Origin of the sequence: Micromonospora sp. NPDC005205 (assembly GCF_040608275.1) — a bacterium.
GTDB lineage: Bacteria > Actinomycetota > Actinomycetes > Mycobacteriales > Micromonosporaceae > Micromonospora.
The window spans coordinates 32,797-45,854 of sequence record NZ_JBEXHV010000016.1 but is presented as its reverse complement, the minus strand read 5'-3'; the positions used below and the strand labels follow the sequence as shown (position 1 = coordinate 45,854).

Here is a 13,058-nt window from a genome sequence, read left to right as displayed (position 1 = left end):
GCGCCGGGGGAGTGGGAGGTGAGCGGCGGGCTGCTGGTGGCCGGCACGACGTCCGACGCCGGCAAGAGCGTGCTCACCGCCGGCATCTGCCGTTGGCTGCACCGGCAGGGCGTGAAGGTGGCGCCGTACAAGGCGCAGAACATGTCGAACAATTCGGCGGTGGTCGTCGGGGCGGACGGGCGTGGCGGCGAGATCGGGCGCGCCCAGGCCATGCAGGCCGCGGCGTGCGGGCTCGCACCCGACCTGCGGTTCAACCCGGTGCTGCTCAAGCCGGGCAGCGACCTGGCCAGTCAGGTGGTGCTGCTGGGCGAGGCGGTCGACACGATCACCGCGGGCACCTTCCGGCAGTTGCGTCCCCGGCTCGCCGAGACCGCGTACGCCGCGCTGGCCGAGCTGCGCGAGACGTACGACGTGGTGATCTGCGAGGGCGCCGGCAGCCCTGCGGAGATCAACCTGCGGGCCGGTGACTACGTCAACATGGGGTTGGCCCGGCACGCCAACCTGCCCACCATCGTCGTGGGCGACATCGACCGGGGCGGTGTCTTCGCCTCGATGTTCGGCACCGTGGCACTGCTAGACCCGGCCGACCAGGCGCTGATCGCCGGATTCGTGATCAACAAGTTCCGGGGCGACCTCGGGCTGCTCCAGCCGGGTCTGGACATGTTGCGTCAGGTCACCGGCCGTCCCACGTACGGGGTGCTGCCCTGGTCACTGGACCTGTGGCTCGACGCGGAGGACTCACTCGCCTACGGTCGGGTGCTCGGTCGACCCGCCGCCCCGCACGGCAGCGAATGGCTGGACGTGGCCGTCGTCCGCCTACCCCGGATCAGCAACGCCACCGACGTGGAGGCGCTCGCCACCGAGCCGGGCGTCCGGGTGCGCCTCACCATCGAACCGGCCGAACTGGCTGCCGCCGATCTGGTCGTCCTACCGGGTTCCAAGTCCACCGTCGCCGACCTCGGATGGCTGCGCGAGACCGGTCTCGCCGACGCGGTGGCCACCCATGTGGCAGCCGGCAAGCCCCTGCTCGGCCTCTGCGGTGGCTTCCAGATGCTCGGCCGTGCCATTCACGATCCGGTGGAGAGCCGGCAGGGCAGCGTGCCGGGGCTCGGTCTGCTGCCCATCGACATCACCTTCGACCCGCGCAAGACCGTCCGGCAGTCGGTGGGCACCGGCCCCGGTGGCCTTCCGGTGCGGGGCTACGAGATCCACCATGGGTACGTCTCACAGGCCGACCCGAGCCTGACCCCGTTGCTGACCAGCGACGACGGCGTCGCAGAGGGCGTCGTGCTCGGCGTGGTGCACGGCACGCACTGGCACGGGGCGTTCGAGTCCGACGAGTTCCGCCGGTGGTTCCTCACCGAGGCCGCTCGTCTGGCCGGTCGCAGCGGGTTTCGGGTCGCACCGGCCACCAGCTTCGCCGCCGCCCGGGAACAGTCACTCGACCTGCTCGGCGACCTGGTCGAGGAACACCTGGACACCGATGCCCTCTGGCGTCTCATCGAAGCCGGCCCACCCGCCGACCTGCCCTTCATCCCACCCGGCCCTCCACCGGTCAAACCCACGTCCGAGAACTAGCTGTATCGCCCAGCCCGTTGCCTTCGCCCACCGCGAATGCGCCGGCCTGGTCGATCATGGAGTTGTGGTGCCCGTTGCACCCCGACTGGCCACTTACGTCCTCCACCACAACTCCATGATCGACCGGTCAGGATCAGGGTCAGGGGCTGGGGCAGAGGTGGGTCGGGGTTTGGGGCAGAGGGTTCGGTTCGGGGTTAAGGGCGGATGTCGGCGGGACGGTCGGTGGTGGGCAGGCCGGCGGCGAGCCAGGCGTCCACGCCGCCGATCATGTCGGTGGCCCGGCGCAGCCCGAGGGTCTGCAGGCTGGCGGCGGCCAGGCTGGAGCTGTAACCCTGTCGGCACACCAGGATGATCTCCCGGTCGTACCCGGTGGCTTCCGGGATCCGCCAGGCGCTGGCCGGATCGAGGCGCCACTCCAGTACGGTCCGGTCGACGACGACCGCGCCCGGCAGGTCGCCCTGTTCGCGGCGCTGCAGTTCGGTACGGGTGTCGACCAGCAACGCGCCGCCGCGGACCGCCTCGACGGTCTGCTGCGGAGTCAGTCGGTGCAGCCCGGCACGGGCCTGTTCGAGTAGGGCGTCTATACCGGGGCTCATCACGTCTCGGAGCACCACCCGATCATGCCGATTCGGTGGCACCCCGGGCGGCGAACGGGCCGCCCGTCACCCGTCGCCGCCCCAATTCCCCCGGACGTGACGGTGGCCGGCCGGGGCGGTCAGCCGGACGTGTCAGGGTGACCCACCACGCCGCCCCACCGGGCATGATCGACTCGGCTTCAATGAAGTCGCGGTGTCCGGCCGACAGGGATACCGCGACTTCAAGGAAGCCGAGTCGATCACCGTGGTCAGCGGCCGTCGCGGCATACTTCGGGTCATGGGCCACGCGAGGTCGGGCCAGGCCAAGTCGCGTCTCGCCAGGTCGCGCCTGGCCACGCCGCGCTGCACTCGGAGGCTGTGCTGAACCCGGAGACTGGCCTGCCGACCGTGGCGGTTGTCGAGGCGTACGCCGAACTGGCTCGTCGGGTGCTCGCGGGCCCGGCGCGGTTGGGGCGGACCCGGCTGGTCGCGGTCGACGGGCCGAGTGGCGCGGGTAAGAGCCGGTTCGCCGCGCAGCTCGCGGATGCCCTGGCGGGACCGCTCGGCGGCCGACCGCCGGTGGTGCACACCGACGACCTGCTCGACGGGTGGGACGACCAGGTCACCTTCTGGCCCCGGCTCGACGAGGGGGTGCTCGCCCCGCTGCGTATCGGTGAGCCGGGTGCCTACCGGCGGTACAGCTGGGTCCGGCGGTGTTTCCTGCCCCGGCCGGTTCCGGTTCCGGTGGCTCCGGTGCTGGTGGTCGAGGGGGTCAGCGCCGCTCGGGCGGTCGTCCGGCCGGAGCTGACGCTGGCCGTGTTCGTCACCGCGCCCGCGTCGCTGCGGCTGGCTCGCGCGGTGGCCCGGGACGGGCCGGAGATCCTGCCCGAGCTGCGCCGCTGGCATGACGGCGAGCGGGCGCACTTCGCCGTCGATGAGACCGCGACCCACGCCGACCTGGTGGTGGACGGCGCGCCGACACTGCCGTACGACGCGGACCGGTACTACGTGCGGCTGCGATGAGCGGGGCATGGACGTGGGCCACGGTCTGCGGCACGATGCGGAGAGCTACGGCGAACGGGGAGCCACCATGACGGCAGCGGACGCGCCAGCGCGGCGTCGGATCACCCTCACCGGCATCAGCTCGCGGGCCTGGGAGCACCCGGCCGACCGGGGTGCCCTGGTCGCGCTGCGGGAGCTGCGCGGTTTCGACGACGTGGTGCGGGCGTTCTTCGGGATGTGGAACGAGCGGGGTTTCCGGCTGTCCGTGCTGGCCTCCGGCATCCGGGTCGACCACCGGCAGTATCCGGCGGTGTGGCAGCGCTACACCGAGGCCGCGGCGGCGCTCGACGTGGCCGAACTGCCCGAGCTGTACGTGACCCAGTCGCCCTGGTTGGGCGCCGAGGCGGTCGGGCTGGAGCGGCCGTTCATCGTGCTGAACTCCGCCTGCGTGCAGCAGTTCGACGAGGACGAACTGCGCTGCCTGCTCGGCCACGAGTTGGGCCACGTGGGCAGCGGGCACGCGGTCTACAAGACCATGCTCATGATCCTCACCCGGTGGGCGGCCAACCTGAGCTGGTTGCCGGTCGGCGCGATCGCGCTGCGCGCCATCATCGCGGCGATGCTCGAGTGGTGGCGTAAGGCGGAGCTCTCCGCCGACCGGGCCGGCTTGCTCGCCGGGCAGGACCCGGCCGCCGCGCTGCGGCTTCTGATGAAGCTCGCCGGCGGCGGTGACCTGTCCCAGGTCGACACCACGGCCTTCCTGGAGCAGGCCGCCGAGTACGCCGGTGGCGGCGATCTGCGCGACAGCCTGCACAAGATCCGGATGACCGCGTGGAGCACCCACCCGGTGCCGGTGGCACGGGCGGCGTCGCTGCGCCAGTGGATCGACTCCGGGGCGTACGGGCGGGTGCTGGCGAGGGACTATCCGCGCCGCGAGGACGACAGCTCGACAAGCGTGTCGGAGGAGATCAAGGCTGCTGCCGAGTCGTACCGGGAGGAGTTCAGCCGGTCGACCGACCCACTGGTCGGGTTGCTGCGCCGGCTCGGCGACGGCGCGAGCGACGTCGGCGAGTGGGTGGGCGGCACCGCCGGTCGGGCGCGTTCCTGGATGGATGCCGCCACCGAGGCGGCGGGCCGCGCACACCGCGCCGGGCGGGCCGCCCCGGGCGCGCGGGCCGGCGCCGGCCCCGCGGACAGCGGTGACGGTACGGGCTCCGCCGGCACACCCCGGTAAGGCCGGCATACGATGCCGGTCATGACCTCACCGATCATGACCGAGTCCGAGGTACGGGCCGCCGTCGAGCGGGAGATGCCCGGCGTCCGGGCGGACCTGGAACGACTCGTCCGCATCCCCGGCATCGCCTTCGAGGGCTTCGACCACTCACACGTGGAACGCTCCGCCGAGGCGGTCGCCGAGCTGCTGCGCGGCTGTGGCCTGGACGTCGACATCGTGCGATCCGGCGGCCAGCCGGCGGTGATCGGCCGTCGGGCCGCCCCGCCCGGCGCGCCCACCGTGCTGCTCTACGCCCACCACGACGTCCAGCCGGTCGGCGACCGGTCGCTGTGGGAGTCCGACCCGTTCGAGCCGGTGGAACGGGACGGCCGGCTCTACGCCCGGGGCGCGGCCGACGACAAGGCCGGCATCATGGCGCACGTGGCGGCGCTGCGCGCGTACGGTGACGCGCTGCCGGTCGGCGTGGTCCTCTTCATCGAGGGCGAGGAGGAGTACGGCTCCGACTCGCTAGAGCAACTGCTGGCCGAGCACCGCGACGCGATCACCTCGGACGTCATCGTGATCGCCGACTCCGGTAACTGGGACATCGGCGTGCCGGCGTTGACCACCTCGCTGCGGGGCATCGTCAACTGCTTCGTCGAGGTACGCACGCTGGACCACGCGGTGCACAGCGGCATGTTCGGCGGCGCCGTGCCGGACGCGCTCACCGCGCTGGTCCGGCTGTTGGCGACGCTGCACGACGACGCCGGTGACGTGGCCGTGGACGGCCTGGTCGGCCGGGAGGGAGCCACCGTCGACTACCCGGAGGACCGGGTCCGGGCCGAGGCCGGGCTCGCCGAGGGCGTGCAGTTCATCGGCACCGGCTGGATCACCGACCGACTCTGGACCAAGCCGGCGCTGGCCATTCTCGGTGTCGACGCGCCGTCCACCGGCGAGGCGCCGAACGCTCTGGTCCCGGCCGCGAAGGCGAAGCTCAGCATCCGCCTCGCCCCGGGCGACGACCCCAAGCGGGCGTACGCGGCGGTGCGCGCGCACCTGGAGCAGCACGCGCCGTGGGGTGCACAGGTGACCGTCACCTTCGAACACGACGGTGACCCGTGCGTGATCGACGCGTCCGGGCCGATGTTCGACGCCGCCCGTTCGGCCTTCCGGACCGCCTGGGACGGCACCGACCCGGTGGACATCGGCGTTGGCGGCTCGATTCCGTTCATCGCCACCTTCCAGGAGATGTTCCCGAAGGCGGCGATCCTGGTGACCGGCGTGGAGGACCCACACGCCCGCGCGCACGGCCCGAACGAGAGTCTGCACCTGGGTGAGTTCGCCCGGGTCTGCCTGGCCGAGGCACTGCTCCTGCGCAACGTGGCGGCGGTGAGCAGTTAGGCATCAGAACGGCAACTTTGGGCCTGATCTGGGAGTTTACGGCGTGTCGGATGGTCAGCTGTTATAGCCTTTCGTACATGAGTACGAACGAGGTGATGGCCCGGTTGGGGGCCGCTGTCAGCGCGCTGGGAGATGTCGATGTCTCCGCGTGGTCCGAGGACACGCTCAACGAACAGCTCGGTGAGCTCTCCGCCGCACTGGTCGCCCTCGACTCGGTGCTCTCCCGGGTCGCCGGCGAGGTCCGCGCCCGGGGGTTGCGCATCGAGGAACCCGTCTCCGCCTAGGCCCTGATCCGTCGTCCAGTGAGTGGGCGGCACCCTGCCGACACCGCCCGGGCACGGCAATGCCCGGGCGGTGTCGGAGGTGACTGGCAGGATGAGCTGCGTGCGGTTCCTCGATCTGGCAGCCACTTCCGCCGCCGTCGGCGCCACCAGCGGCCGGCGCGCCAAGGTGGAGCTGCTCGCTGACGCGCTGCGCCGGCTCGACCCCGGCGAGGTCGAGCCCGGCGCCGGCTATCTCGCCGGTGAGCTGCGCCAACGGCAGACCGGCGTCGGTTACGCGAGTCTGCGTGACCTGCCGCCGCCGGCCGCCGAGCCGACGTTGACTGTGGCCGGCGTGGACGCGGCCATCGCGCAGCTCGCCGCGGTGCACGGCTCGGGCTCACAGGCTCGGCGTCGGGCGCTGCTCGGCGCCCTCTACGCGGCGGCGACGGCAGACGAGCAGCGGCTGCTCACCGGCCTGTTCAGTGGCGAGCTACGGCAGGGCGCCCAGGCCGGCCTCCTCGCGGACGCGGTGGCGCGGGCCGCCGAGGTGCCGGTCGCGGTGGTCCGCCGGGCGCTGCTGCTCGCCGGTGATCTCCGGGCGGTGGCGGTGGCCGCGCTGGCCGGAGGGGCCGCCGAGTTGGCCGGCTTCGGTCTACAGGTCGGCCGCCCGCTGGCGCCGATGCTCGCGCAGAGCGCCCCCTCGGTCGACGAGGCGCTCGCCGCGACCGGCACGCCGGCGGTGGTCGACGTGAAGCTCGACGGCATCCGCATCCAGGTGCACCGCTCCGGCACCGACATTGCCGTGTTCACCCGCAGCCTCGACGAGATCACCACCCGGGTGCCCGAGGTGGTCGCGGCGGTCCGTGCCCTGCCGGGCCGGGAGTTGGTCCTCGATGGCGAGGCGATCGGCCTGGACGAGACCGGCCGCCCACTGCCGTTCCAGCAGACGTCGAGCCGGGCCGCCCGACGCACCACCCCCAGCACCACCGGGCGCACACCTGTCGCTCCGGCGGTGCTCGCGGCGGCTGCCAGCACGGGCGCCACGGTGCTCACCCCGTACTTCTTCGACCTGCTGCACCTCGACGGCCAGGATCTGATCGACAGTCCCGGCCGGGAGCGGTGGGCCGCCCTCGCCGGTTCGGTGGATTCGTCGCTGCTTGTCGGTCGGATGGAGGTCGACGGCCCGGAGCAGGCCGCCGCCGCGTTCGCCGTCGCGCTCGACGCCGGGCAGGAGGGCGTTGTGGTCAAGGCGCCGGACGCCCCCTACGACGCCGGCCGGCGCGGTGCCGCCTGGGTCAAGGTGAAACCACGGCACACCCTCGACCTGGTGGTGCTCGCCGTCGAGTGGGGCAGCGGCCGACGCAAGGGCTGGTTGTCCAACCTTCATCTGGGTGCGCGTGACGCGCGCACCGGTGACTTCGTGATGCTCGGCAAGACCTTCAAGGGGCTCACCGACGAGCTGCTGCGGTGGCAGACCGAACGGTTTCTCGACCTCGCCGTGGAACGCGGCGACTGGGTGGTCCGGGTCCGGCCCGAGCAGGTGGTGGAGATCGCCTTCGACGGGGTGCAGACGAGTTCGCGCTATCCCGGTGGGATGGCGCTGCGGTTCGCCCGGGTGGTGCGCTATCGCGACGACAAGTCCGCAGCGGAGGCGGACACCATCGACGCGGTGCGGGCCATCCACGCCGGCCGCGTCACCGGCTGACCGGGCGAGGTCAGGCGGAAGCGGTCGGCGTCGGTTCGGCGGCCCGGTCCAGCGGAGCCGGGGTGGTGCCGATTCCGGCGGCCCGGCGGGCCTCCCGACGGGCCACCCAGCCGTAGCCGAACAGCGCCATCACCGCGAACAGCCACCACTGCACGACGTAGCCGAAGTTCTGCCAGTTGTTGGCGTGCCCGACCGGCACCGCCTTGAACACCGGATCGGCTGCCGGGGTCTGCTCGTCGAGCAGCACGTAAGCGCCGTAGACCGGGTACGGAAGCTGGCCAGCCAGCCGCGACACCCCGATCCGCCGGATCTCCAGCAGCCCGTCGCGTCGAGCCACCGCGCCGGCGCCGCTCTCGGTCTCGTGCACCCGGCCGACCACAGTCACGTCGCCGGTCGGCACGGAGGGCACCGACGGCTGGGCGGTCGCCCCACCGGGCGCCGGCGGGATCCAGCCCCGGTCCACCAGCACCGCCGTGCCGTCGGCGAGCACCAACGGGGTGAGCACCTCGAAACCGACCCGGCTGTCCACCGTGCGGCCACGGACCAGCACGGAGTTCGTGGGGTCGTACCGGCCGGTGACGGTGACCCGGGTCCAGACCTTGTCCTCGGCGGGCGCCGGACCGGCCGTCCCCGCGCCCCCGGCGGGAGCGCGCAGCGCGTCGGTGAGCGGCACCGGAGCCATTCGCTGGCCCGCGTCGATCCGCTCATTGACCTCGGTGCGCCCTCGGTAGCGGTCGAGCTGCCAGTTGCCGAGGAACACCATGACGGCGGCCGCGACCAGGGTCAGCGCGAGAGCGCCCAGCCAGCGTGGGCTCAGCAGGAACCGGTACACGGCACCGAGGCTACTCGTATGACCGGCGCCACTGACCTGGACCGGGCCGGATGGGCCGGGACCGGCGACCGGGCGTCCGGCCAGGGCCGGGCCAGGCACCCCGGTTGGCGGTGCTCGCGCCTCCAGCCGGGCGGGTATCGTCACGCCGACGGATCGGCCTTGGTCGTCCCGTCGCGTACCCGCCGCCGCTCGCGAGGAGTCGATGATGACCGTCGTGCCGCGCCTGGTGCTCAGCGCGCCGTCCTCCGGGCACGGTAAGAACGCGCTGGCGATCGGGCTGCTAGCCGCCCTGGCCGAGCGAGGGGTCGACGTCGCCGGGTTCAAGCTCGGGCCGGACCACGTCGACGCCGCCTATCTCGGTCTCGCCTCCGGCCGGCCGGGTCGGGTGATCGACCCCCGACTGGTCGGCCTCGACCGGCTCGCCCCGCTGGTGGCGCACGGTGCCGCCGGTGCCGGGCTGGCCGTGGTGCAGGGCAGCATGGGCCTGTACGACTCGGTCGGTGGCCGTCCCGAGCAGGAGTCCACTGCCGCTGCGGCCGCCGCGTTGCGCAGCCCGGTGGTGCTCGTTGTCGACGTGGCCGCGATGGGCCAGTCGGTGGCGGCCCTGGTGCACGGTTTCCGCTCGTACGACGAGCAGCTGTGGCTCGGCGGGGTGATCCTCAACCGGGTGGCGTCGTCGCGGCACGAGGGGATGCTGCGCGAGGCGTTGGACGACGTGGGGGTGCCGGTCTACGGCGCGCTGCGTCGACAGGACCTGCCGGCGGTGCTGCCGTCGCGGCGACACGGCGTGGCCCCGGTGGTCGAGGGTTCGGCCGACGCCGTCCGTGCGGTCCGCCGGCTGGGCGAGGCCGTCGCCGCCACCGTCGACCTGGAACGGCTGCTCGGGCTGGCCCGCTCCGCCCCGCCGCTGCCGACGCCGGCCTGGTCTCCCGAGGAGGCCCTCGGCACGTTCACACCCCCGGCGAACCGCCCACTGGTGGCGGTGGCCGGTGGGCCGGGCGGCAGTTTCAGCCACCCGGAGACCACCGAGTTGCTCCGGGCCGCCGGCGCCGAGGTCGTCGTCGTCGACCCGCTGCGCGACGAGGCGCTGCCGGTCGGCACCCGCGCGCTGGTCGTCGGCGGCGCGCTGCCCGAGGCGTACGCCGAGCAGTTGTCGGCCAACCGGCGGCTCTGCATCGCGGTGGCGGAGTTGGCGCGGACCGGGCGTCCGGTGATCGCCGAGGGCGCCGGGCTGCTCTGGCTGGCCCGGGAGCTGGACGGGTTGCCGATGTGCGGTGTCCTGGACGCGGTGGGCGTCAGCCGCGACGGGGTGGTGGCCGGCTACCGGGAGGCGACCGCCCAGACCGACAGCGTCGTCGCCGCCACCGGCACGGTGCTGGTCGGGCACAAGGCACACCGCGCGGTGCTCACCCCCCGCGCCGGTCAGCGCCCGGCCTGGAGCTGGGACGGCGGCACGCCCGAGGGCTTCGTCTGGCGCAACGTGCACGCCTCGCAGCTCACGCTGCACTGGGCGAGCCATCCGGCGACGGCGGCCCGGTTGGTCGCCGCGGCGGCGGCCGATCCGACGAGCGAGGTGGTGCCCGCGCAGTCGGGCGAGGTGTCGGTGTGATCGGTCAGGTGGCGGTGCGCCGATTCCCGGCGCTGACCGTCTCCACCCCGCGTACCGAGGTGCGGCAGCTCACAGCGGCCGACGCGGCGGCGGCCGGGGAGATCTTCGCCGACAAGCTCACCCGGCGTTGGCTGCCGCTGCCCGGCGACTCCGGCCCGATCGACGGGCTGGCCTGGTGCACCGATCTGGCCCGGCAGCGGCGCGACAGCGGAGAGGGTGACCACTACGCGGTGCTCCGGCGGGAGGACGACCAGGTGGTGGGCTCGCTGTGGACCCGGCGCACCGACTGGGGCGCCCGCCTCACCGAGATCTCCTACGCGATGGCGGCGCACGCGCGGGGCTTCGGCTTCGCCGCCGAGGCGGTCGACGCGGTGGCCATCGCGCTGATCCTGGAGCACGGCTTCCAGCGGGTCGAGCTGCGGGTGGCTCCCGGCAACCTGGCCTCGCGCCGGGTCGCCGAGAAGGCCGGGTTCAGCTACGAGGGGCTGCTGCGCAACGCCGGGTTCGTCAGCGGCGGCCGGGTGGATCTGGAGCTGTGGTCGTTCGTCGCCGCCGACCTGCGCTGAGCCTGAGCCCCGCCGACCTGCGCTGAGCCTGAGCCCCGCCGACCTGCGCTGAGCCCCGCCGACCTGCGCTGACTCGCGCGCTGGTCAGCCGACGATGGCGTCCGACGGTGGAGTGAACTGACGGGTCGGGGTGCCCTTCAAACCGTCGCGTAGGGTCTCCGAAACCGCCTTGATCGGGATCTGGGACTGCCCGTCACCGACCGCGTTGAACGGGTTGTCCGGGTCGGAGATGAAGCTCGCCGCAGCCAACTCCGGGGTGTAGCCCACGAACCAGGCCGACCGGGTGCTGTCGGTCGTACCGGTCTTGCCGGCCACCGGGCGTCCGACGGTGCCCCGCACGCTGTCGGCGGTGGACCAGCCGCCGCAGCTGCCGCGCGCCGGGGTGTCGCCGGTCGGGCAGCGGGCCGCGTCGGTGGCCGCCCGTGCCGCGTCCGCGCTGACCACCTGCCGGCAGCGCGGCTTGGCCACCTCACGGTGCAGACCACCCGCTGTGGCGTACGTGGCGGGCGTGCCGTCCCGGTTCATGATCGCTTGCACGGGGATGGCCTCGCAGTAGCGGCCGTCGGCAGCGATGGCGGCGTACGCGTTCGCCATCTCCAGCGGGGTGGCGTCGGAGACGCCCAGGGTGAACGCACCCCACTTCTTCGCCTTGTCCGGGGACGCGTGGTCCCGGTCGACGTCGGTGCGCCACCGCAGCCCGAGCTGTTCGGCCAACCTGACCGCCCGGTCCGCGCCGACCTTCTCCTCCAGCCAGACGAAGTACGTGTTCACCGACTTGCCGAAGCCGGACCACATGGTCTGCTGACCAGACATGGCGCCGCTGGCGTTGGAGGGCGCCCAGCCGTCGTAGACCTCGGAGCGGTAGCGGTATGGGGCGTTGAACGAGGTGGAGAGGGTCATGCCCGAGTCGAGCGCGGCCAGCATCGGGAACATCTTGAACGTCGATCCGGCCTGGTAGCCGGCCAGGTCACCGCCGCCGAGCAGCGGTGCCACAGTGTTCGGATAGTTGGCCTTCACGTTCGGCCCGGCCTCCGGGTTGGAGCTCTGCGGGTTCTCGGCCAGGTCCAGCGAGTACGTCCGGTTCACCGCCATGGCCTTCACCCGCCCGGTGCCCGGCTCGGAGACCACGATTCCGTTGGCGAACGGGCTGCCGGTGGCCTCCTTGGTGCCGACGTTCTTCTCCGCGGCCTCCTGGATCTTCGGGTCGATGCTGAGCACGATGCGGTAGCCGCCCCGGCGCAGGTTGTCCATCCGTTCCAGCCGGTTCGCCCCGAACGCGGGCTGGGCGCTCCACCAGTTCTTCAGGTAGTCGCAGGCGAAGCCCCAGCTGTTGTACTTTTCCGCCACCGCGGCGCAGTCGTGCGGTGGGGTGGTCAGCTTGAGCCGGATCGGTTCGGACTTGGCGGCGGTGGCCGAGTCGGGGGAGAGGTAGCCGAGTTGGCTCATCCGGTCCAGCACGTAGTTGCGCCGCCCGGTGGCCTCCTTCTGGTCGGAGTCGGCCGGGTCGTACTCCGAGGGGGACTTGACCAGTCCGGCGAGGGTGGCGGCCTCGACCGGGGTGAGGTCCTTCGGGGTCTTGGAGAAGAAGATCTCGCTGGCGGCGTAGATGCCGTACGCGCGGTGCCCGAAGTACGCCGAGTTCAGGTAGCGCTCCATGATTTCTTCCTTGCTGATCTCCTTCTCCAGGTCCAGCGCCATCCGCATTTCCTTGACCTTGCGCAGGCTGGTCTGCTGGGTGGCTTCCTGGACCTCCTTGGGCGTGGTCGCGCTGTCCCGTAGGGCCATCCGGACGTACTGCATGGTCAGTGTCGAGGCGCCCTGGGAGCCGCCGGAGCGGGCGTTGGAGACGAAGGCCCGGGCCACGCCCTTCGGGTCGACGCCGTGGTGCTGGTAGAAGCGGGAGTCCTCGGCGGCGATGATCGCCTGCTGAATGTTCGGCGACATGTCCGACAGCTTCGTGTACTGCCGGTACTCCTCGTAGAACATCGTCAGCACGGTCTTGCCGTCCGGGCCGTAGACGTACGAGGTCTCGGCGGGCAGGGCGGTCTTCAGCACCCGGGTCTTCTGGTCCACGGCGTGCGCGGTGGCCTTCGCGCCGAGCCCGGTGAGGGCGACGACCGGGTAGGCGACGGCGGCGATCACGATTCCGGCGATCAGCCCGGCGCGGAGGAGAGGGACGAGACGACCAGCGGCAGCAAGGGGTCGGTTGCTCACCTGGTCAAGTTATGACATTTCCGATTCGTACATGAGAAGAACTCTTAAACCGGCGAGTGGTGACGCGGCTTACCCCGAGATCGGCTGTCCCACCGGCCAC

General features: G+C 72.4%; 11 protein-coding genes. 8 read left to right on the top strand and 3 right to left on the bottom strand.

Annotated elements, in window-relative coordinates:
- Positions 1–18: 18 nt before the first annotated feature.
- Positions 19–1,578 (top strand): cobyric acid synthase, encoded by a 1,560-nt coding sequence (locus ABZU43_RS25165; protein WP_355008929.1) that lies wholly within the window; start codon positions 19–21, stop codon positions 1,576–1,578.
- 194 nt (positions 1,579–1,772) lie between these two features.
- Here ABZU43_RS25165 and ABZU43_RS25160 read toward each other — a convergent pair whose 3' ends face one another.
- Entirely contained in the window at positions 1,773–2,174 is a 402-nt protein-coding gene (locus tag ABZU43_RS25160) for a rhodanese-like domain-containing protein (protein WP_355009007.1), read from the bottom strand.
- A gap of 357 nt (positions 2,175–2,531) precedes the next feature.
- Between ABZU43_RS25160 and ABZU43_RS25155 the strand changes: the two genes are divergently transcribed.
- From ABZU43_RS25155 to ABZU43_RS25135, 5 genes are all read left to right on the top strand, one after another.
- Positions 2,532–3,176, top strand: coding sequence for a hypothetical protein (locus ABZU43_RS25155; protein WP_355008928.1), 645 nt, complete (start codon positions 2,532–2,534; stop codon positions 3,174–3,176).
- A 67-nt stretch (positions 3,177–3,243) separates the two neighbouring features.
- A complete protein-coding gene (locus ABZU43_RS25150; protein ID WP_355009006.1) occupies positions 3,244–4,389 on the top strand; it encodes a M48 family metallopeptidase in 1,146 nt (381 codons plus the stop codon).
- Positions 4,390–4,425: 36 nt separating this feature from the next.
- A complete protein-coding gene (locus ABZU43_RS25145) occupies positions 4,426–5,769 on the top strand; it encodes a dipeptidase (protein ID WP_355009005.1) in 1,344 nt (447 codons plus the stop codon).
- Positions 5,770–5,846: 77 nt separating this feature from the next.
- Positions 5,847–6,053: a hypothetical protein gene (locus ABZU43_RS25140; RefSeq protein ID WP_030333429.1), complete on the top strand. Its 207-nt coding sequence runs from the start codon at positions 5,847–5,849 to the stop codon at positions 6,051–6,053.
- A 91-nt stretch (positions 6,054–6,144) separates the two neighbouring features.
- Positions 6,145–7,737 carry an ATP-dependent DNA ligase gene (locus tag ABZU43_RS25135; protein WP_355008927.1) on the top strand — a complete coding sequence of 531 codons (1,593 nt, stop codon included), beginning with the start codon at positions 6,145–6,147 and terminating at the stop codon, positions 7,735–7,737.
- A 10-nt stretch (positions 7,738–7,747) separates the two neighbouring features.
- On the opposite strand, the gene ABZU43_RS25130 is transcribed toward ABZU43_RS25135, so the two are convergent.
- A complete protein-coding gene (locus ABZU43_RS25130) occupies positions 7,748–8,569 on the bottom strand; it encodes an SURF1 family protein (protein ID WP_355008926.1) in 822 nt (273 codons plus the stop codon).
- 205 nt (positions 8,570–8,774) lie between these two features.
- Here ABZU43_RS25130 and ABZU43_RS25125 point away from each other — a divergent pair, with 205 nt between their 5' ends.
- Positions 8,775–10,178: a cobyrinate a,c-diamide synthase gene (locus ABZU43_RS25125; protein ID WP_355008925.1), complete on the top strand. Its 1,404-nt coding sequence runs from the start codon at positions 8,775–8,777 to the stop codon at positions 10,176–10,178.
- Positions 10,175–10,744, top strand: coding sequence for a GNAT family protein (locus ABZU43_RS25120; RefSeq protein WP_355008924.1), 570 nt, complete (start codon positions 10,175–10,177; stop codon positions 10,742–10,744). Before ABZU43_RS25125 ends, ABZU43_RS25120 begins: the two co-directional genes overlap by 4 nt.
- 84 nt (positions 10,745–10,828) lie before the next feature.
- Here the strand turns inward: ABZU43_RS25120 and ABZU43_RS25115 are convergent, their stop codons facing one another.
- On the bottom strand, positions 10,829–12,958 hold the full coding sequence (locus ABZU43_RS25115; RefSeq protein WP_355008923.1) for a transglycosylase domain-containing protein: 2,130 nt from the start codon (positions 12,956–12,958) through the stop codon (positions 10,829–10,831).
- Between the last annotated feature and the right edge of the window lie 100 nt (positions 12,959–13,058).